Origin of the sequence: Ruegeria sp. HKCCD7303 (assembly GCF_013111185.1) — a bacterium.
Taxonomy (GTDB): domain Bacteria; phylum Pseudomonadota; class Alphaproteobacteria; order Rhodobacterales; family Rhodobacteraceae; genus Ruegeria.
The window spans coordinates 1-20,278 of sequence record NZ_WVRE01000016.1 but is presented as its reverse complement, the minus strand read 5'-3'; the positions used below and the strand labels follow the sequence as shown (position 1 = coordinate 20,278).

The window sequence follows — 20,278 nt, the reverse complement described above, 5'->3', positions numbered from 1 at the left end:
CTACTAGATGGGAATGTCCGCTTTGTGCGCGCAGCAAAGGTTGAATGAATTCTGCCGAACGTCTGCAGCGAGCCCAAAGACGACATAGATATAGATTTTGAGAGCTGCGTTCTTCGCTCAGGGCGAATACCTGAATTTAGCAGCAATCGAAGAAACTCGCGTTGACTTTGACTGGTTTTGGGTTCCGAGTGAAATTAGAAACAGCTTACAGGACCATGGGAATCTCAAGCGTAATGCTCGCTCCTCTTTCGACTTGGTTGATTTCGATCATTCCTCCGTGGCGCTCCGCCACTGCGGATACGATTGACAACCCCAATCCGCTGCCCTCCGAATATTCCAACTGAGAAAACCGATTAAATGCCGCTTCGCTTTGGTCTGGCGACAGGCCAGCACCGTCATCGGCCACGGTTAGATTGACGTATTTGCCGTCACACCGCAGCACCACTGAAATTTGGCTCAACATTGTGCCACCGTGTTTGATTGCGTTGTCCAACAGGTTCTTTAGAGCCTCAATCAGAAAGACCCGGTCACCGGTTACCGGGACCGCCGTCTCAGGTATCGTGACGTCGAACTCGATACCCTTTGCTAGGATGTGAACTCCCATCTCCGCGCAGGCCTCCTCAACGACCGAGCGGAAGTCAATTTTATCCATTTGGTCTTGGTGCGTCGGCTGCCTGAGCCTTTCAAGTGATAACAGCTGTTCCGCCACTGTCGCTGAGTTTTTTGCAGCCGCAACAAGCTCGGAGATGCGTTTTTCTCGGTCGCCATCCGTTTTCGCGTCCTGCAGCGCTTCGGCCATCGATTGCACCGCGGCCGCTGGGTTCCGCAGCTGATGTGCAGCTTCGGATATAAACACTTGATGGGCGTTGATACTTTTTTCCACCTGACCAAAAAGCCGGTTCAGGGTTCTAACAACACCCTGAACTTCGATCGGGACAGGGCGCTTAATCTCACTGAGGTCATCTGGTGAACGCAGGTCAATTGCGTCCTGCAAATCCAGCAAAGGCCTCAGGCCACGAGCGACGCCGAACCAAACTACAATGGCGAGCGTGGCCAGCAGAATTCCCATGAGAATTCCAGCGCGGATTGACAGTTCATTCGCAAACGCATTGCGATCCGCCATACGATGCCAGACTGTAACTGTCGCATCTCCGATTAGATTTTCTATGGTCACTCGTTCCGTCATCTTAAGAACGCGGACCGGTTCTTGGCGGTAAAGTGCTTCGAAAAACTGCGGCTTGTACACCTCTTCAGCAGTCGGGTTGGTGGCTGCCGGAGGGTAGGCATAGCCTGTCACATAGATGCCGCCGGGTCCCGTCACGTGGTAAAAAATCTCTCCGCCTGACGCGTCACGGATCATGCTGCGTGTCGTTGGTGACAGTGCGTCACCGCCTGAAATCGCAACATCTCGCGATATTGCGAGACCAGCAGATAACAGGCTGTCGTCGAACAATTCCTGAGCCGTTTTCTGCGCAATCATAAAGCGCCAAAGACCAAGCAGAGCGGCAATTAGTATCAAGGGGGTTAGGATAAGAATGAACAGTCTTAACCTGAGCGAGCCGTGATTGATCACTTCTGCACCTCAAGCAGATACCCGAGACCACGGGCTGTTTTAATTCCAATACCGAGATCTTGAAGACGTTTTCTCAGCCGAGATACATGAGGCTCAACTGCCGAGGCCTCGACATCGGCACCCACGCCATAGACGTAATCTGTAAGCTGGCTTTTGGGAACAATTCTGCCCCTGCGCTCCAACAGGCATTCAAGCACCGCGATTTCCCGCCGCGGTATATCCATAACTTCGCCTCGGACACTGACCTGACGTGCGGCGCGGTCGAACTCTAGGCCTCCGATGCTCTCCTTAGCTCCGTAGTCGAGATCTTTGCGTCGAGAAAGCGCCCGGATGCGTGCTTCCAGCTCGTCCATTTCGAACGGCTTAACCAGATAATCATCTGCACCCATATCCAAACCTGAAACCCGGTCGCTTGTTTCGGCACGTGCTGTAAGCAAGATCACCGGTACGCCATCGCCACGATTGCGAAGAGATTTCAGGATCTCCAGCCCAGATTGTCCGGGCAAATTTATATCCAGAACAACCAAGTCTGCGCCTTCTTGCGCAAGATACAAGTCAGCCTCGTCGCCGTCCGCAAGCACTTCTGCCGCATGACCGCGGTCACGCAGACGATACGCAATAGCGTTGGCGAGGGTCTCGTTATCCTCGATTATGACGATCCGCATTCGGGCTCCTGCAAGTTTCGCGCAAGGTTGGCGCTCCATGATTGCCAGATGGGAGGGGGAATCAACCCCACAGTTCTATTTGCGATCACGGTGGCGCAGAGGGCGCTAGCGTGGTTGTCTGGTCAACAGGGAGGAACCAATGACCATTTCCAACTTCACCCGTCGCGCCGTCGTGGGGCTGATCGCCGCGGCCGGTATCGCCGCACCTGCCGCTGCCGAGGTCGATTTCTCGGGCAAGACCATTGAATGGGTCATCCCGTTCTCGGAAACGGGTGGCTCCGCCAAATGGGCCAACTTCTTTGCGCCACTTCTGTCCGAAGCCCTGCCGGGCCAACCCACTGTTGTTGTGAAATTTATGCCGGGCGCTGGTTCAACCAAAGGCGCAAACTGGTTCCAGGAGCAGAGCCATGATGACGGCACGCTGCTGTTTGGCACCTCCGGTTCAACTCAATTCCCATATCTGCTGAGCGATCCTCGCGTGCGCTATGAATACAACGACTGGATCCCGGTTATGGCGTCGGGAACCGGTGGTGTTGCCTATCTGAATGCCGAAGACGGAGCAAAGTTTGATGGTTCCGCGAACGCACTGAAAGACACAAACTTCATTTACGGATCGCAGGGCGCGACACGCCTTGACCTTGTGCCGCTGCTGGCATGGCAAATGCTGGGCATGAGTGTTGAGCCTGTTTTTGGCATCAAAGGCCGTGGCGATGGTCGTCTGATGTTCGAGCGAGGTGAAGCCAACATCGATTATCAGACCTCGTCCGGCTATCTGGGTGGATCGGCCCCGCTGGTTGAATCCGGTCAGGCCGTGCCGATGATGACCTGGGGGGCGCTGGATGCGGATGGTAATATCGTCCGTGACCCGACCTTCCCAGATATCTCGACATTTAAGGAAGTATGTGAAGCCACCGATGGTTGTGAAACCAGCGGTGAGGCATGGGATGCGTGGAAAGCGTTCTTTGTAGCCGGGTTCCCGGTTCAGAAGCTGGCGTTCCTGCCGGGTGATACACCTCAGGAAGTGGTCGACGCATACACAGCAGCGTTCCAGGCTGTGACGGAGCGCGGCGACTTTGCCGACATCTCCTCAAAGCGCGTGGGCAAATACCCAGTGTTCGTAGGTGACGGCTCTAAAGCGGCATTGCAAACCGCGACAAACGTCGACGACAACGCCAAAGCCTACGTTCTGAACTGGCTCAAAGAAGCCTATGGTGTCGAGCTGAACTAAGCCCAAACACCACCGCGCGTGCCCCAATGTCGGGCGCGCGCTTTTCCAAACACAAGACAATTTATGAAAGGCGGCCGCTATGGAGGTTTTCGCCACAGCTGTTCCTGCGCTTAGTGACGCGTGGGGTCTGATCCTGCAACCTATCGTTCTGGGATATCTTGTTCTCGGTGTCGTTATGGGACTGGCCGTAGGTGTTTTCCCTGGGCTTGGCGGTATTGCTGGTCTGTCCCTATTGCTGCCTTTCATGTTCGGTATGGACCCGATCCTTGGATTGGCGTTGATGATCGGGATGGTCGCCGTTGTGCCGACCTCTGACACCTTCGCGTCAGTTCTTATGGGCATCCCAGGTAGCTCTGCCTCGCAGGCTACGGTGTTGGATGGTTTCCCGATGGCGAAGAAAGGCGAAGCCGCGCGGGCATTGTCAGCGGCCTTTGCTTCATCGCTTTTCGGCGGTTTGGTCGGTGCAACTTTTTTGACCATGTTCATCCTGGTCGCGCGGCCCATCGTTCTGGCATTTGGTCTGCCCGAGATGCTGATGATCACCATTCTTGGCTTGTCGATGGTCGCTATCTTAGCCGGACGTATCCCACTGAAGGGTGTCGCGGCCGCAGGGCTGGGTTTGATGGTCGGTACGATTGGCGAGGCGGACGCAGGCGGGTCGCTGCGTATGGCGACTTATGACATTCCCTACCTGACCGATGGTTTGAAGTTGGTCATCGTTGGCTTGGGTATTTTTGCGGTGCCGGAAATCGTCTCGCTGCTGCGTCAAGACCGATCCATTGCTAAGGGTGCCTCACTGGGCGCGGGCTGGCTTGATGGCGTCAAAGACTGGGCTGCAAACATCTGGTTGTCAGTCCGCTGTTCAATCATTGGCGTGGTTGTCGGTGTCATTCCCGGCCTTGGTGGCTCGGTTGTTGACTGGATCGCTTATGGCCATTCGGTTCAATCGACTAAAGATAAAAGCAACTTCGGCAAGGGTGAAGTGCGGGGTGTCATTGGACCGGAAAGTTCGAACAACGCCAAAGAAGGTGGAGGGCTGGTTCCAACCCTGCTGTTCGGCATTCCCGGTTCCGGCTCTATGGCAATCTTCATCGGTGCGGTCGCCCTGTTGGGGTCCGGCGATATCGAGGTCGGCCCAAGCATGCTCAAGGACAACCTCGATATTACGTATTCGATCGTCTGGCTGCTGGCATTGGCCAACGTGGTCGGCACCATCCTATGCATCGCGGCCTCCGGCGGTATCGCCAAGCTCACGACGATCCGCTTCACTTATCTGGCGCCATTCCTATTCATGCTGATCAGCTTCGCAGCGTTCCAGTCCGGACAAAACTTCGAAGACCTTCTGGCCCTGTTTGTCATCGGCTTGATCGGTATCTTCCTGCGCCGCTTTGACTGGTCGCGCCCGGCCTTTCTGATCGGCTTCGTTCTGTCGAACCCGGTTGAGAAATTCACCAACCAGGCGTTCCAGATCGCTTCGTTCCGCTTCCGCAAAAGCTTTGCAGAAGGCATGGAATATGTCTTTAGCCCGATCGTGATCGTCCTGATCGTGGTCACTGTGGTTTCGGTCATTCTGGGCATTCGGCAGGCCAAGATGATCATGGCCGAAGGTGAGGTCAAATCCGGAAGCAAGCGCGCGCCGCTGATCTTTTTGCTAGTGATCATGGCCTATCTGATCGTGGCGTTGGTCAATGCCAACATGATCCCTGACTACAACATGACCGACAAGATCATCCCGCTTGTGATCGGCAGCGTGTCGCTGTTCTGCTGCGTCATTCTGTTGATCCAGATGATGCGGCGACCCGAGGGGGATGCGATCTTTGCTGACAAGGAACTCGCCGGCGAAGATGCGAGCGCGCCACATGGACTTTGGTCAACGCTCGCCTGGTTTGCAGGTTTGATCGCGGCCACTTGGGTAGTGGGTTTTATCCTAGCCCTGATCGGGTTCCTGATCGCATTTTTCCGCATTCGCGCCGGATCCAGCTGGCAGATGACGCTGCTCCTGACGGCTTGTGGCATCGGTTTCATGTGCTTCATGGCCGGCGCTTTGAACAGGGATTTCCCGCCGGGTCTGCTGCAAGACATGGTGAACCTGCCATGGCCGCTCAATTAAGCGCTCCACGGTTGCCCGGCCGGCCAATCTGGCGGGCTGGGCAGCGCTGAAATTCGAAATATCAACGGTTTGTAAAGGAGGGTTCGCGATGACCCAGACAGCAATCCCATATGTTTTCATGCGCGGCGGCACTTCCCGAGGACCTTATTTTCGACGCTCTGATCTGCCCGAAGATTTGGACACTTTGGCCGATGTTCTGGTCGCTGCCATCGGGGCTGGACAAGCGCTCAACATCGACGGGATCGGTGGTGGTAACGCAGTGACGACCAAAGTGGCGATGCTTTCAGTCAGCGAGGACGAATGGGCCGATATCGACTATTTCTTCGCGCAGGTTTCTGTTGATGAAAAGCGGGTCGATTTCAAACCCACCTGCGGGAACATCCTCTCAGGAGTTGGTCCAGCTGCGATCGAAATGGGATTGTTCCAGCCCAACGGCGATGAAACCGAAATCCGTATTCGCGCTGTCAATACAGGCGCCCGTGTCGTTACCAAAGTGCAGACCCCGGGCGGTGAGTTGGTGTACGACGGCGATGTGGAAATCGCCGGAGTCCCCGGCCATTCTGCACCGGTGCAGCTGAGTTTCATGGGCGTTGTGGGTTCGGCAACTGGTGCATTTCTACCCACTGGAAATTTGCGCGATACAGTGCAGGGGGTCGAGCTGACTTGCATGGATGTCGCTGTGCCGATGGCGATAGCCCGAGCTGAGGATTTCGGACTGACAGGATATGAAAGCGTCGAAGAGCTGGATGCCAACCGTGCTTTTTTTGATCGGATGGAGGCCGTGCGGATCGAAGCCGGAGAACTGATGGGTATGGGGGACGTCTCGAAATCGGTAACTCCGAAATTCGGGTTGATCGCACCCGCCAGAGAGGGTGGAACTCTTGCGGTTCGGTATTTCATGCCATGGAAAACTCACCCGACACTGGCCGTTACAGGTGCGCAATGCATGGCGTCTTGCGCTTTGACGCCCGGTACCGTCGCCGACGGTTTGCTTGATCGCCCGAATTCAAGCCCGGCTGAAGTTGTGTTGGAGCACGCTTCAGGCAAGATCGACGTTCTGGTGGACTTCTCGAACGTCGGGGAGTTCAACGTTATTTCTGCCGGTCTGGTGAGGACTGCGCGTAAATTGGCAGATGGACATGTTTATGTACCGGAATCTGAGTGGAACGGCAGTTGAAGTAGCAATCCTCATTAAGTATACTATGGTATACCTAATGAGGATACCACGATGGACGACTATTCCGAATGCCTTGATATCGCGCGTCAGGAACTCAGGCTGGCGCAGTCGGCTCTGCGGAAGGATATCGCGGAATACCCAACACCGATTGCCGGTTGCGATGAGCAATTCAACCATCTGTTGGATCAACGCGAACGGGTTCGCAATGCGCTTGAAGCACTCGATAAACTTGATTTTGTGCCGACGCCAAGAAAACTGAACAAAAGTCAGGGTATAGAAAGTCGATGAAAGTTCACATTCTGGATGATTGGTTCGATACACTGCAGGACCTTCCCTGCTTCGGAAAACTGTCCGACCATCACGTGAAGGTCTGGACAGATCATGTCGAGGATACCGGCGAATTGGCCGCACGCTTGCAGGAGGCTGAGGCGCTGGTTTTGTTTCGCGAGCGCACCAAGATCACCCGGGATTTGATTGAAAAACTTCCAAACCTGAAATTGATCAGTCAGCGCAGCGTGTATCCGCATGTCGATTTGCAGGCATGCTCGGATAATGGCGTGCTGCTGTGTTCGAACATGCATGGTGGGACGCCTTCATATGCCGCAGCCGAACTGACATGGGCACTGATCATGGTCGGGATGCGCGATTTGCCTGCGCAGATGGCTTCGGTCAAAACGGGGCGTTGGCAGGCCGGAGTTGGCAAGACTCTGAGAGGGCGACAGTTGGGACTGTATGGATATGGGCGTATCGCCCGCGCTGTTGCTGGCTATGCCGAGGCATTCAAGATGAATGTGGTTTGGTGGTCTTCGGATGAAGGTCGGGCACGCGCGCAGGCCGACGGCGTGCAGATTGCTACAAGCCGCGAAGCGTTCTTTGCCAACAGTGATGTTGTCTCGGTCCATGTTCGCCTGAAGCCCAACACGAACGGTATCATCACAGCGTCAGATTTTTCGCAGATGCAACCGGGCGCGATGTTTGTGAACACCTCCCGGGCCGGGCTGATCGCTCCGGGTGCTTTGTTGGACGCGCTGAACGCTGGTCGCCCTGGGAAGGCCGCAATTGATGTCTTCGATACCGAGCCGCTCACCGACCCGAATGACCCCTTGCTATCGCACCCAAACCTGATTGCGACACCACATATAGGTTTTGTGACTGAGGACGAATTCGACCTGCAATTTGCAGACATTTTCGATCAGGTGAATGCCTTTGCTGAAGGTGCCCCTATTCACATGATCAACTCCGAGGTTTGGACCAGCGCAGAATAAGGTTGGCTGCTATGGGCGCGCCGATGATTACCAGCACGATCCTTGTCAGGTGGTGCGTGATCACAAAGCCCAGATCCGCGCCAGAAACGATGGCCAAGACCGTCATCTCTGCCTGTCCGCCGGGGGCAAAGGCCAAGAAAGCCTCAACCGGCTGACCGAAGCCCAACGTAGTGACAACGGCGGTGAAAGCGGCTGCGAGGATCGCAAGGACGATGACATAGGCAAAGCCCGCTGCAACCACCCGGCGGAGTTCGACCCAAGTGACGCCCACGAATTTCACGCCGATCCCGCAACCAATAAAGAATTGCGCTGCAAGTATGGCCTCGCGAGGCGGTCGAGTATGAATAAAATCACCCAGTGACAGAGCCGCTGTCAGGATCATTGGACCGAGGATAGATGCTCCGAACAGGCCGATCCTCTCACCGCCTTTCCAGCCTACAAGGGCGGCCAGTACCATCAGCGCCAACTCATGTATTGGCAGGTCGCGCGCAGGCTCTCCGATTGGGTTGGTGAGCTGGGCATCGTAGAACACTGTCAGAAACAGTGGGGCCAGTGCCACGATGATCAGCACGCGCGTACCGTGGATCAGGGATAGCGTACGCGGGTTGGCGCCTGCTTCGGCGCCAAAGATGATCATGTCCTGCAATCCGCCTGGCATGGCAGCATAAAACGCGGTCGTGGAGTCAAAACCCCAAATCTTACGAAAGAATGGCACGCCTACCAGCGCGATCAGCAGGATGAAGAACGGGACCAGTGCTATAGACGCGGCCATCTTCGGCAATCCGACAAAAAGTGCAGGGGTAATCGAAGCCCCAACTGCAACGCCGAGTATGGTGCGCGCTGCAACCGATATCTGACCAAAACCTTCCATAGGGGCATGCGCTAGGGCGGCGATCAGACACGCACTCATTGGGCCGAATAGAAAGGGCAGTGGCAGGTTCAACGCCCAAAATACTCCGGTGCCCAGCAGCGCAAGGACCAGTGTTACGGCCCGCTTTGTCAGGAAAGAGGGTGTTTTGTTTTGGGTGGACAAGGCACGGCTTTCGATAATATTGACTCATATCGTATCCAAATGTATACAAGTGGACGCAAGAATACAAGTGAGCGCTCGATGACCATTCAAGACGACCCCTATCAGACTGGCCCACAAGGCAATTCAGCGTATCAACACCTGCTGGATGAGATTCGGGATGGCACACTTCAGCCTGGCGAACGCCTACGCGAGATTGAGTTGTCAGAACGATTAGGCGTCAGTCGCACCCCTGTGCGCGAAGCTATCCGGCAGTTGGAGTCCGACGGGCTGGTAACTCATGTGCCACGGCAGGGCGCAACCGTACGCAGCCTCGATTATGCCGAAGTAATGGAGCTTTATGAGATGCGCGCGGTGCTCGAGGGAACCGCGGCACGACTAGCGGCACGTGCAGCGTCGGATGTCGAATTGGACGAGCTGTGCGTTTTGAATGATCGCTTGGCCGAGGCTGGCACAGGCTCGGAAGCGGCTCGGATCAACCGGATTTTTCACGCCACACTTTTGGACGCAGCAAAGAATCGGTTTCTTTCCAAGTCTATGTTGTCTTTGCAAAAAGCGCTGTTGATCCTTGGGCCATCACAATTGCTGGAGGGTGACCGGGCCGAGACAGCAGTGGCCGAGCACAAGCGCGTCATGGCTGCCTTAAAGGCCCGCGATGGCGCTGCGGCTGAAAAAGAAATGCGCGCGCATATTCAGGCCGCACAACGGATGCGTATTCGGGCGTTGCAAGAACGCAACCGGACAACCGACGAAAACCATTAGGTAGACAGGATATGACCACCCAAAAGGAAGCTTATGACATCGCTGTGATCGGCGGCGGGAATGCTGCTCTATGCGCTGCAATGACTGCTGCCGAGGCAGGCGCCCGTGTTCTGATTCTCGAGACAGCGCCAAAACCCTATCGTGGTGGAAACTCCCGCCATACGCGCAATTTTCGTTGTATGCATGGTGCACCTCTGGGTCCGCTGATCGAAAAATACAGCGAAGATGAGTATCTTGAAGATCTGCTCAAGGTCACTGGCGGCAAAACCGACGAACGTCTTGCTCGCCTCGCGATCCGAACCTCCGAGGAATGCCTTCCGTGGATGGAAGAACACGGCGTGAGGTTCCAACCATCCCTGTCCGGGACACTGTCACTGGCGCGGACCAACGCCTTCTTCATGGGGGGCGGGAAGTCTCTGGTGAACGCCTACTACCGCACCGCGGCAGCTTTGGGCGTTGACGTGCTATACCAAGCTGCCGTGACGCATCTTGAACTGAACGGCGATCAGATTGAGTGGGTAGACTATACCTATGAAGGCCAGTCTCATCGCATCACGCCCAAGGCCGTCATCGTTGCTGCGGGCGGGTTTCAGGCAGATACCGATTGGCTCACTCGCGCATGGGGCGCGCCTGCGAAGAACTTCCTGATCCGGGGAACGCCCTATAACCGGGGCGTGGTGCTGGCTGATCTGCTGGATCAAAGCGTCGAAAGTGTTGGGGACCCGACCCAGTGTCACGCCGTTGCCATCGACGGGCGCGCGCCGAAGTTCGACGGCGGTATCGTCACTCGTTTGGATTGCGTGCCGTTTTCGATCGTCGTGAACAAAAATGCCGAGCGGTTTTATGACGAGGGCGAAGACGTCTGGCCAAAACGCTATGCGATTTGGGGGCGTCTGGTCGCCGCGCAGCCGGATCAGGTGGGCTATGTGATCATCGATGCGAAGTCGCTGAACCTGTTCATGCCCTCGGTGTTCCCTCCGCTAAAGGCGGACACCTTGGAGGAACTGGCTGGCATGATGGACCTACCCGCCGACAAGTTGGAGGCAACCGTTAGTGAATTCAACGAAGCTTGCGGCGACACCAGCGGATTTCATCCAACCGAGTTGGACGGGGTCACAACCTCGGGTCTGACGCCACCCAAAACCAACTGGGCTCGTCCGATCACCGATCCGCCCTTCTATGGCTACTCGCTGCGTACTGGCGTGACCTTCACCTATCTGGGGCTAAAGGTCGACGATACGGCCCAGTGTTCGACACCAGACGGCAAGATCAAAAACCTGTGGGCCGCGGGCGAGACGATGGCGGGTTCGATCCTTGGGCAGGGGTATCTGGCCGGTTTCGGCATGACCATCGGGACCGTTTTTGGACGCATCGCAGGACGTGAGGCTGCAGCCTATGCAAACTGATCTTTTTCAAGAAGCTCGCCGTCAGGCTGAGATATGCAACGCCTGCCGGTACTGCGAGGGCTACTGCTCAGTCTTCCCGTCGCTGCACGCGGAACGCGCGTTCTCGGATGGAGACATCACGCAACTGGCTAATTTGTGCCACAACTGTCGAGGTTGCTACTATGCGTGTCAGTACACGGCACCGCACGAGTTCGATCTGAACCTGCCGAAAGCTCTGGCCGAAGTGCGGCGGGACACTTGGGAGAGCTTCGCCTGGCCCCAACCTCTGGCGCGGCGGTTCCATACTCACGGTGGCGCGATCGCGCTGGCCCTCGTCATCGGTTTTGCCGTGATGTTCTGGGCAATTCGCGCTGTTGGTTCCAGCGGAGGTGAAGGGTTCTATGCCGTCCTGTCCCATAATGCGATGGTCGCAATTTTCGCGCCGGCATTCTTGTTGCCACTCTTTAGCTTGGCTATCAGCCTGAGGCGCTATTGGGCGGAGGTAGGTGGCAAACCCATCCAATTGTCTGATCTGACTGCTGCGTTCAAACGCGCTGGCAAGATGCAGGACTTGGCCGCAGGCCACGGCGAGGGTTGCAACTTCGAGGACGAAGACCGGTTCAGTCAGGGCCGACGCCACATTCACCACGCCATCATGTACGGCTTCCTGCTGTGCTTTGCCTCGACCTCGGTGGCGACGATTATGCACTATGGGTTCGCGTTACACGCGCCCTACGGGTTCTGGTCCCTGCCAAAACTCTTTGGGGTTTCAGGCGGTATTCTGCTGACAGTGGGTTGCGGAGCTATGGTTTTTCTCAAGCAAAAGTCTGATCGCGAGCTTGGTGACCCGTCCGCATGGGGCGGCGAAATCGGGTTTGTCCTGTTGCTCGGATTTGTCGGGCTGAGCGGGCTGGTCCTTTACGTCCTCGGTTCAACTGATCTGATGCCCGCGCTGCTTGCCATCCACCTTGGATCGGTTCTGACGTTCTTCCTGCTCATGCCATACACCAAGATGGTTCATGGCTTCTATCGACTTGCAGCTTTGATCAGAGACGCGCAGCGTAAGAGAGAATTGTCAGTTGGTTGCTAGCAAACGTCCAACGCCGAGGGAGTAAAAAGTCGCAATTCAAGCGCATTTTGATGCCCTTTCTCGCTTCGTTCCAGCACCCCGGGTGGCGGTCAACGTCCGGATTGGGTCTGTTTACTGTGATTGACAACATCGACACGAAAGGCAGCTTTGTCCGCATTGCAGTCGTTCGTTGCAACTTGCTGGAACGTCTGCACTGCGGACTTAGCAGCCGGATGCTGATGCAGCAAATATCGCGCGCCCTCGCCAACCAAATTGCTGGAATACTCGCGGCAATGCGGCGCGATTTCCCGAAAGCGGACGTTCAAATCACCCAAATCGGCCGAAATCCAATCCGGACATTCGCTGCGCTCAAGCTTTACGTCCGACATGCGGACAAAACGGCGGTTCGCATTCATCGTCGCAGAGTCCGCATCCAGCCCAAAACGGACATTCGCAATTAGACTTTGCAATTCCCGAGAAGCGTAGCAGATCAACCATTTGCTCGCGCCGCGAGTGCTTGCGCAGCATCAGTTCACAGGAGCGGCACGAATGTCGATGCGTTGCTGCTGATGACGTCAGGCCAGTCATTCATAGCCACGAGGAAACCTTGATCACGTACCGCTCTGTCGCCGCACTCAGGCTCGACAAGAGAGACGCGGACTTAAGCTGCCATTCGCTGCTGCTCCGCCCCCAAATCCCTACAACAACAGATTAATGCCAAGTAACTTCTTTCGGCGGTTCACCAGGCTACTTGGTCACGTGCTTGTTTCACAAACACCTGCCTTAGCAGTACTAGCGTTGCGACGAGGGAAACTTCCTTGACTCTATTCTGGCAAAGGACCACAAACGTGCATTGGTGAAAATTACTCGTCGTCGCGATGCTGCCGGCTTCGATGATCCAATGGCCTTCAGACTAACTGTAGCATGTGCCCCAGCATAGGAACGGGTCGCGCTGGGGTCTTCGCGTTGAGCTCGTTCCTCGCAAGCATTCGCAACTGTCACCTGACATGCTCCAGTTATCGCGTGACCCATCAATGAAGGCGCCGTATGAACAGAACATGGCTTATAAATCGCGTGCCCGATGCCGGATAGATCAGGTCTCAGGCTCCGTTTCAATCAGTCACTCATCGTGTTTTCGCGCCGCGTTCTTTGTTTGATCCCGACACTCTTGGTGTTGCTCTCCGGAACGCAGCTTCCCGCCCAAGTCGCAGGCAATGCTGATGGATCGGTCTGTGACGAAGGCTTCGAAAACAAGAACGGATCGTGTCAAAGAGCAAACGCACCTGAAAATGCGCATTTGACCGGCAGTTCCTATGGTCCAGGTTGGGTATGCAACCATGGATTCAAGCGTGTTGGAGATTTTTGTGAGGAAATAGAAGTTCCTAAAAACGCATATCTTGCATCGACCGGAGATCGATGGGAGTGCAATCGGCTCTTCCGACAAGTCGGTGAAAGATGCGAAGAATTGATAGCGCCTCAAAATGGGTACGTCGGAACCCGGTTTGGCGCACAGGAAATACACTGCAACTGGGGATTTCGTAAGGAAAGCCAAACATGTGTTGCAATAGAAGTTCCAAAAAACGGTCGTCTGAGCGACAAAAGAAGCTCGGATGGGTGGGTATGCCTCAGAGGGTACAGGGCAGCGGAGAGCGGCTGTGAGCCTGTGGCCGTTCCACAGCATGCATACCTTGCGCCTGAAACCTACTCTGGATGGAAATGTGAACGTGGCTTTCGCGCAAACCAGGACAGTTGCGTTGCGATCCTAGTCCCTTCCAACGCTCATTTGAATCGAAGAGGTGATGGTTGGGAATGTAATCGGCCGTTCACAAGACAGAACGATAAGTGCGCCGAAAAAATGCCGCGAAAATAGGTTCGCTGGAAATCAATATCGCCTGACAAATCCGGAAGGACCAAGCCGTGAACCATAACTCGATTGACGAAAACCTTGGCAAAATGCTCAAGGCCGAAAGGGCGCATCGCTGGTCCTACAGAGTAAAGATGTTTATCGCGTTATTGGTGTTTGTTGCGACCATAATTGTGGTGGTGTTTCTCTGATGCGCAAAAATGCCCCTCAAGTAACCCTTCACGGTTCAAAGATGTCAGCTCGTGGTCTGGAACAAAGAGCATTTCAGGATCGCAGTGTTCGTGAGTCGCGGAACGCTGACGTAGCAGGAGTGATTGAAGAAGAATTTGGAAAGTACTTGATTAAGGCCGGCATCCTTAGCGGTAACAGCGTTGCGCGCGCATTCCCCAAGCCACCGGCTAAAACGCAGACAATGATTGCTGATGCAGTCGGCGAAACACCAGCATTGGCCATCGAAGCATTAAAAGAAATTCTCGGTGAACGAGACAGGAAACGTAGCGGTCAACGCCGTTTGGAGAGAAACTCCGGCACCCTCGTTCCCAGTGAAAGAGAATATGCCGAGGCATTGCGACAGATTAGGCTCACCCCTGCGCAGGTCACTATGCTCAAAGCACTTACAATCGCAGGCAAGGACGGTCTGACCATTGGTCATTTGTCTCAGGCGACCGGTTACAAATCGCGCGAGGCCTCCATCAAGGTTTTTAAGAAAATCGGACTATTGATCGCAGAATATCTGGAACTGGACCTACCCGAAGCCGGATCGGTGCAGAATGATGGCGCCGCTCAGGTCCTGGCGTTTTCTCACATCGAAAGTGACGATGAGCCAGCCACTTGGGTTATGCATCAGGAACTGCGCGACGCTGTTCGTTCGGTTCTATGACGCACGTTCCAACCCCCGCTTTTGCAACGAACTCTGAACCGGAACAATTGCACGAAAGGTTGCTCACGTAGCTTATGTTGGAGAAAAGACCATATCCGCTCGACCTGATCTATGTACCTGTGAAACGGGCGAAAACGCTTGATCAACAAAAAGTTCTGACGCTGGCCGAAGATATCCTGAAGAACGGCCAGAAGACCCCGATCCAAATACGCTCGGACAACAAGAGGTTCGTGCTGATTGAAGGCCTTCACCGATTAGAGGCCATTCGCGCCCTGGGCGGTGATACGGTCGAAGCCTATCTGGTACGCGCCAGACTACACTAAATGCCTTTTGGAATTGGCGTTCGACAAAGCCTCGGAAAATGTCAGCAGACGTTGACTTTTTTCATCCCAAAGATGCAATCGTGCACAATGAAAGCTCTCATATAGAGTAATACGCTGGCAATTTTCTAACGCAGAATGGTCACGCAAAACTTCGTTTAGCCGGTAAAACGGTATGCGGCTGGCAAGGTGGTGAACATGGTGTACGCCGATGTTAGCAGAGAACCACCGCAGGATGCCTGGTAGGGCATAGTGAGAACTTCCATAGAATGCGGCGTTCTGAAGGTTCCACCCCTCTTCCCGTTCCCAGGTCGTGTGTTCAAACTGGTGTTGAATATAGAAAAGCCAAATACCAATCGATGATGCGACAATCATGGTTGGTAGGAAAACATACGATAATACCTCAATGCCTCCGGCCCAAAAAACTAGGGCCAATATCCCTGCAATTGCAGCGTTTGTTCCCATCGCACTTGCCCAGTACAGCCAGCCCGAACGCATGAAACCAAGAGGTAAACGGTTTTGAATAAAGAACGTATAGATCGGCGCAACACCGAACAGGAAGACGGGGTTCCGGGTCAGACGATAAGCGGCACGCCCGAACCACTTCCGCTTCAGGTATTCTTCAGTGGTCAATGTAGGGATGTCACCCATACCACGCCGATCAAGGTTACCGGTTGAAGCGTGGTGAATCGCATGGCTTTGCCGCCAAACGTCATAGGGTGTCAGGGCAAGAACACCTAGAACCCGACCGGTCCAATTGCAAACAGTGCGACTTCTAAAGAAAGATCCATGACCGCAATCATGCATAATGATGAAGATACGGACCAGAAACGCGGCATTCAGGATGGCCAGTAGTATTGCGATCCAGACACTAAAAGATAACGCAAACCACGCTAGGGCCCATAGCGCAAATAAGGGAGCAACTGTGATCGCAAGTTCAAAAACACTGCGCTTCGCATCGGCAACACGGTATTGCGCGAGCACCCGCGTCCAGTCTTTAGGTTGCAAGTTACTTGTTCTCCAATGGCTTATTGTAGCCCATTGTTCAATAGGGCACCCGAAAAGGGTGCCCTTAAAAAAGGTCAGGCGAGTGCCAGATTGGCGGCGCTTTCGCGTCCGTCACGGCCAGCTTCGACGTCAAAAGTAACCTTCTGACCGTCTTTTAATTCACTAAGGCCGGAACGTTCGATTGCTGAGATATGTACGAACACATCGCGCTTGCCATCTTCAGGCTCGATAAAGCCAAAACCTTTAGTCGAGTTGAACCATTTTACTGTGCCATTTGCCATGGTGGAAATCTCCAAATACTTGCCGCCCGCATTATTGCGGCGACTCGGCGTGGTCGGTCTGAATCGAAAGACTGAACGCCGAATTGGGGAGACAGCAGGTCGAAAAAGAAAAACGTAAGCCTTGTGTATATGGACTTCGAGTACGCACGATACAAGCCTTGATGCGGTGGAGGGCAACAGAGAAATCGAACCTGCCTGGCTTAGAACTCTACAAGTTGAGAAGACGCTGTCGTTCTGCGATCCAAACGCGAAGGCGGCTTGGGAGGCCGTACAAAAGATCAATGACCGCTTTTGGGAATCTATCCCGCAACATCCGAGACAGCTATAAGCGTCCGTTTTGATGCCGTAGCGAGACTTTGCAAAGTCCGGTTTCTGCGCTTCCATGTCATTGGGGCACTGCGCAGCATAGATCAAAATGGGCTCGAAGCAGTCGGTCAGCTCAGATTGAACTGACGACAGCTTCCGAATGCCGAATGGCCGCGCATCGGGCCAAGCCCGTGAAAACGCCAGATCATCTATAGTCTCGCAAGGTCTGCTTTCGAGACAGCCTCCAAACTCACCCCGCCGCAGCGCCGAAAGTCCGCTTCGAGCCCAAAGCAGAAGTGTAAATGGATCTATTGCCCGAAAGGCTTTAGCTATCAAAACAAGTTGTCCCCGTCTGACATCCGCTATCATGTAAAAGTCTCGACACAATCAAATAGTTGATTTTGTCTCGCATCTTTGGCCAAGTACTAGTTGGAACCATAGAGGGAACGACAATGAAGAATTTATTGACGCCCGCCGCTTTACTACTTGGGGCCCTGACTGTTGCTGCATGTGAAGACACTGGTAGCTCGACTGCGTCATCAGAACTAACGCCGGCTCAGCAGGCGTGTTTGCGAGATGTAGCCAGCACAACGAACAATTCGCAAGTCGTGGTGCTCTCATCCGCGTTTAGCGAGGCGGGGACACAGGTCACTGTAGGCGTTGGCGAGGATCGTGCTCCTTGGAATTGCATTGCTTACAGTGATGGCACGACAGCTGGTATCGAGTTCCTGGGCGACGAAGGCGCATTGTGACCAGTCTGCTGCGTAGCCGAAAACGGCTGCGTAGCACTGGCTTGATTTGCTGAGGCTCGACTTGGTTTGTAGAACCACTATCATTGTATTCGCGATCCTTTACCTGTTGGCGTTGATTGCATTCTTGACGGGCACATTTGGCTGGTTGGGACAGGAAAGAGACCCTTTGTCCGGGGTGTTCCTTCTGCCGTTGGGACTACCTTGGATACTTGTAGCGGACTCGATCTCAGAGTCGGCCAAACCGTGGTTCGCGGCGCTCGCACCGGTGCTCAACCTGTTAGCGCTGGTCTTGATTTGCAGATGGGCACATGGTTTGCGCCGGTAGTGAAAGCCGCGCTTATTCTCACCAAAAGGGAGGAAAACATGGGAAAAGTGATCTTGGGTATTGTGATCGGGCTCGTCCTCGGCGTGGTTGGGGCGATGACCTTGGGTGGCGGGGCCGCAGTGGGTGTCGGCGTTGCGACAGGCTTGTCCGCCGGTGTCTGCACCACATTGAAAGGAGCACAAGCAGAGAACCTGATCACCCCCGAGCAAGCGGATCAGATCCTCAATCGCGTAAATTCCGAGATGGCATCACTGCAAGGAATTGAAACGACAGACGAGGTCGTCGGCAGCGCACAGGCATGCGATGAGTTTCTATCAAAGTTACGAGAAGCAAAGTGAGGTTCCGCTTTGTAGGGAACAAAACTGTAAGGACAAGCCAACAGGGAACTATCTGATGAAACTCGTTTTACTCAAACTTCTCACACCGATGTTCGCAATCGCGGGCACAGCTGCTTTTGCAATGTCTGAAGCAGACGACGCGTGTATCGATCATTTGCGACAGGTTGGAGGACCAGACGGTCAATCAGGTACGATTGAAAGCTCAGAATTCTCAGAGGCGGGTACGCTCGTCATGCTGCGAGACGCAGGCGGAACACTTTGGCGTTGCATCGCGTACAAGGATGGCAGCATTGGAGAGATGTCGGTTGTCGAGGCGATGGATGATGGCGGTGGAGCCATGGCAGGTGCCGCCGGTTCTACTGGTAGCCAACGTGTCAAATTTGATGCTGGTTCCACCGGCGCTGAAATCGTTGGCCAACTCGCCCCCGGAGCTTCCCAGCAATACGTTCTGGGTGCCAAAAACGAACAGTTTCTTTACGTCCGCGTTGCTCCGCGAGGAGGCTCCTTGGACTACGTTATTCGCAACCCCGATGGTTCTGAACTTTTGGGTTTGATGTCGGCGGACAAGGAGTATCGAGGACAGGTTTGGCAATCCGGTGATCATGTTGTGGAGGTTATCAATCGCAGCAACTCTTCTGTCGACTACAACGTCATTTTCGGAATTGAATAGGTGATCAATCAGAAACCCTGGAACGCAAGTCCAAAAAAGCGAGGGAAAAACAGATGAAACCCAAGGTCCTATTGGTGATCGGCACGGCGTGTATTACTGCGCTTGCAGCATGCGACGACAGTGGTGGATCAGTGGATGCAAGTGCATCAACTGTGGGCAGCTCTAGCGATCTTTCGTCATTTGAAGGGGCAAGAGCGGGCCAAGCTGAAATGGGCATCCAAAGTCTCGGATTTGAACTCATCCGCAGCGAAGGGCTGACCTCGTACTGGTTTAACAAGGATACTGGTGCATGTGCTCGGATCACGACATCTGAGGGAAGGTACTCAGATGTAGCTATGCTGCCATCAGGTGACTGCTGACACATTTTTCATAAATCAAACATCTGCAAAAGGGAGCTTTAGTTTGCATTTCGACTTGGCACATGCGGCGGTCATCGTTGTCGCTCTGATTGTCACAAACCTGGCATTGAAGTCGTCCGGCGTGATCAACGAAGAAAGCAAACACCAATGGAACTGGAAAGTTTTTCTGGCCTACTTCGTGGTCGTCTTTATCATCAATCTGGTGTGGCCGATTTAAAGCTTCAGGTCGGAAAGTCTATCCCGCACTTGATACGGCTGTTGAGAATGAGCCGCTCCAATAGATTACCAAATGGAAAGAGTTTGAGCATATAGAGCTGAAAAATAGAAAGGAGCTGGCATGCGGTTTTTGACGTCCCTCATATTCATTGGTGCTCTGGCAACCGCGGCGAATTCTGACGTAACCAGTCGAAACGGTGGCCCAAGCAACAGTCAAATGCTTTCAAAGGGTGGCGACGGAGGTGTTGATGGCGTCGCTTTCTTTCGCCCAGTCTTAAGCGGAGTATTGTATCGCTCTGGTTTCAAAGGCGGCGACAAGGATCGAACGGGTCTGAGTAAAGTTCAACGCGAGACCCTTTGCGATGAAGGGTTTTCAACCGGGTTTTACGCAGACTTCGGCAAGAACACCGAATACGGCCGCACAAGTTGCGGAAACGGATCTTTCGACTATCAAAGCGCCAGATCCTCCCGACCCAGTGCTGTCATGGCGTCCATACACGAGGTGATTCAAAACCCTGGAAAGGGCCCTGTTCTGGTGCACTGCATGTGGGGCGTTCATTCCTCAGGTGCATTGTCGGCGATGGCGCTCGTTCAGTTTTGCGGTTGGACAGAAGAAAGGGCCAAGGAATATTGGAATGAGGCCCGAAACGGGGCCCCATGTTCAGGCGGGTGTGACCAGTGGATTGACTCAAAGT

General features: G+C 54.3%; 22 protein-coding genes. 16 read left to right on the top strand and 6 right to left on the bottom strand.

The annotated features are described in order from the left end of the window. Positions 1 to 205: 205 nt before the first annotated feature. Both GS630_RS21955 and GS630_RS21950 read right to left on the bottom strand, forming a co-directional pair. Complete coding sequence (locus GS630_RS21955) at positions 206 to 1,573, bottom strand: sensor histidine kinase (protein ID WP_348540124.1); 1,368 nt, start codon at positions 1,571 to 1,573, stop codon at positions 206 to 208. Further along, positions 1,570 to 2,238: a response regulator transcription factor gene (locus GS630_RS21950; protein WP_171180462.1), complete on the bottom strand. Its 669-nt coding sequence runs from the start codon at positions 2,236 to 2,238 to the stop codon at positions 1,570 to 1,572. Before GS630_RS21950 ends, GS630_RS21955 begins: the two co-directional genes overlap by 4 nt. Before the next feature lie 139 nt (positions 2,239 to 2,377). Between GS630_RS21950 and GS630_RS21945 the strand changes: the two genes are divergently transcribed. The 5 genes from GS630_RS21945 (at position 2,378) to GS630_RS21925 (ending at position 8,018) form a co-directional block, all read left to right on the top strand. After that, positions 2,378 to 3,466, top strand: coding sequence for a tricarboxylate transporter (locus tag GS630_RS21945; RefSeq protein WP_171621493.1), 1,089 nt, complete (start codon positions 2,378 to 2,380; stop codon positions 3,464 to 3,466). Between the two features lie 79 nt (positions 3,467 to 3,545). Further along, positions 3,546 to 5,576 (top strand): tripartite tricarboxylate transporter permease, encoded by a 2,031-nt coding sequence (locus GS630_RS21940; RefSeq protein WP_171180458.1) that lies wholly within the window; start codon positions 3,546 to 3,548, stop codon positions 5,574 to 5,576. Between the two features lie 88 nt (positions 5,577 to 5,664). Next, complete coding sequence (locus tag GS630_RS21935) at positions 5,665 to 6,753, top strand: 4-oxalomesaconate tautomerase (RefSeq protein WP_171180456.1); 1,089 nt, start codon at positions 5,665 to 5,667, stop codon at positions 6,751 to 6,753. 51 nt (positions 6,754 to 6,804) lie between these two features. Continuing rightward, positions 6,805 to 7,041 carry a hypothetical protein gene (locus GS630_RS21930; protein WP_171180454.1) on the top strand — a complete coding sequence of 79 codons (237 nt, stop codon included), beginning with the start codon at positions 6,805 to 6,807 and terminating at the stop codon, positions 7,039 to 7,041. Continuing rightward, entirely contained in the window at positions 7,038 to 8,018 is a 981-nt protein-coding gene (locus GS630_RS21925) for a D-2-hydroxyacid dehydrogenase family protein (RefSeq protein WP_171180452.1), read from the top strand. Before GS630_RS21930 ends, GS630_RS21925 begins: the two co-directional genes overlap by 4 nt. Here GS630_RS21925 and GS630_RS21920 read toward each other — a convergent pair. Beyond that, positions 7,987 to 9,051 carry an AbrB family transcriptional regulator gene (locus tag GS630_RS21920; protein WP_216599091.1) on the bottom strand — a complete coding sequence of 355 codons (1,065 nt, stop codon included), beginning with the start codon at positions 9,049 to 9,051 and terminating at the stop codon, positions 7,987 to 7,989. The genes GS630_RS21925 and GS630_RS21920 overlap by 32 nt on opposite strands. Before the next feature lie 78 nt (positions 9,052 to 9,129). Between GS630_RS21920 and GS630_RS21915 the strand changes: the two genes are divergently transcribed. The 3 genes from GS630_RS21915 to tcuB are packed head-to-tail and all read left to right on the top strand — an operon-like array spanning position 9,130 to position 12,285. After that, positions 9,130 to 9,810, top strand: coding sequence for a GntR family transcriptional regulator (locus GS630_RS21915; protein WP_171621494.1), 681 nt, complete (start codon positions 9,130 to 9,132; stop codon positions 9,808 to 9,810). A gap of 11 nt (positions 9,811 to 9,821) precedes the next feature. Then, on the top strand, positions 9,822 to 11,216 hold the full coding sequence (tcuA, locus tag GS630_RS21910; RefSeq protein WP_171236897.1) for an FAD-dependent tricarballylate dehydrogenase TcuA: 1,395 nt from the start codon (positions 9,822 to 9,824) through the stop codon (positions 11,214 to 11,216). Further along, positions 11,206 to 12,285, top strand: a complete 1,080-nt coding sequence (gene tcuB, locus GS630_RS21905) for a tricarballylate utilization 4Fe-4S protein TcuB (protein WP_171180446.1) — start codon at positions 11,206 to 11,208, stop codon at positions 12,283 to 12,285. Before tcuA ends, tcuB begins: the two co-directional genes overlap by 11 nt. Before the next feature lie 89 nt (positions 12,286 to 12,374). Here tcuB and GS630_RS21900 read toward each other — a convergent pair whose 3' ends face one another. Continuing rightward, positions 12,375 to 12,680 carry a hypothetical protein gene (locus tag GS630_RS21900; protein WP_171621495.1) on the bottom strand — a complete coding sequence of 102 codons (306 nt, stop codon included), beginning with the start codon at positions 12,678 to 12,680 and terminating at the stop codon, positions 12,375 to 12,377. Positions 12,681 to 14,318: 1,638 nt separating this feature from the next. Here GS630_RS21900 and GS630_RS21895 point away from each other — a divergent pair. Then, entirely contained in the window at positions 14,319 to 15,008 is a 690-nt protein-coding gene (locus tag GS630_RS21895; protein ID WP_171621496.1) for a hypothetical protein, read from the top strand. 74 nt (positions 15,009 to 15,082) lie between these two features. Beyond that, on the top strand, positions 15,083 to 15,331 hold the full coding sequence (locus GS630_RS21890; protein WP_039524390.1) for a ParB N-terminal domain-containing protein: 249 nt from the start codon (positions 15,083 to 15,085) through the stop codon (positions 15,329 to 15,331). On the opposite strand, the gene GS630_RS21885 is transcribed toward GS630_RS21890, so the two are convergent. Then, entirely contained in the window at positions 15,323 to 16,336 is a 1,014-nt protein-coding gene (locus GS630_RS21885; protein ID WP_170452345.1) for a fatty acid desaturase, read from the bottom strand. The two genes, GS630_RS21890 and GS630_RS21885, sit on opposite strands and share 9 nt — an antisense overlap. A 74-nt stretch (positions 16,337 to 16,410) precedes the next feature. Further along, positions 16,411 to 16,617 carry a cold-shock protein gene (locus tag GS630_RS21880; RefSeq protein WP_170382448.1) on the bottom strand — a complete coding sequence of 69 codons (207 nt, stop codon included), beginning with the start codon at positions 16,615 to 16,617 and terminating at the stop codon, positions 16,411 to 16,413. A 758-nt stretch (positions 16,618 to 17,375) separates the two neighbouring features. On the opposite strand from GS630_RS21880, the gene GS630_RS21875 reads away from it, so the two are divergent. The 6 genes from GS630_RS21875 to GS630_RS22305 all read left to right on the top strand — a co-directional run. Beyond that, entirely contained in the window at positions 17,376 to 17,675 is a 300-nt protein-coding gene (locus tag GS630_RS21875) for a hypothetical protein (protein WP_171712263.1), read from the top strand. Positions 17,676 to 18,038: 363 nt separating this feature from the next. Then, positions 18,039 to 18,338 carry a hypothetical protein gene (locus GS630_RS21870; RefSeq protein ID WP_171711798.1) on the top strand — a complete coding sequence of 100 codons (300 nt, stop codon included), beginning with the start codon at positions 18,039 to 18,041 and terminating at the stop codon, positions 18,336 to 18,338. Between the two features lie 55 nt (positions 18,339 to 18,393). Continuing rightward, positions 18,394 to 19,008: a hypothetical protein gene (locus GS630_RS21865; protein WP_171711799.1), complete on the top strand. Its 615-nt coding sequence runs from the start codon at positions 18,394 to 18,396 to the stop codon at positions 19,006 to 19,008. Positions 19,009 to 19,061: 53 nt separating this feature from the next. After that, positions 19,062 to 19,367, top strand: a complete 306-nt coding sequence (locus GS630_RS21860) for a hypothetical protein (protein ID WP_171712261.1) — start codon at positions 19,062 to 19,064, stop codon at positions 19,365 to 19,367. A gap of 43 nt (positions 19,368 to 19,410) precedes the next feature. Beyond that, the gene (locus GS630_RS21855) at positions 19,411 to 19,584 is read left to right on the top strand and encodes a hypothetical protein (protein WP_170493938.1); all 174 of its coding nucleotides are present in this window, start codon (positions 19,411 to 19,413) and stop codon (positions 19,582 to 19,584) included. Between the two features lie 120 nt (positions 19,585 to 19,704). Then, positions 19,705 to 20,278: hypothetical protein (locus GS630_RS22305; RefSeq protein ID WP_216604520.1), on the top strand; the 574-nt coding region annotated here is incomplete at its 3' end.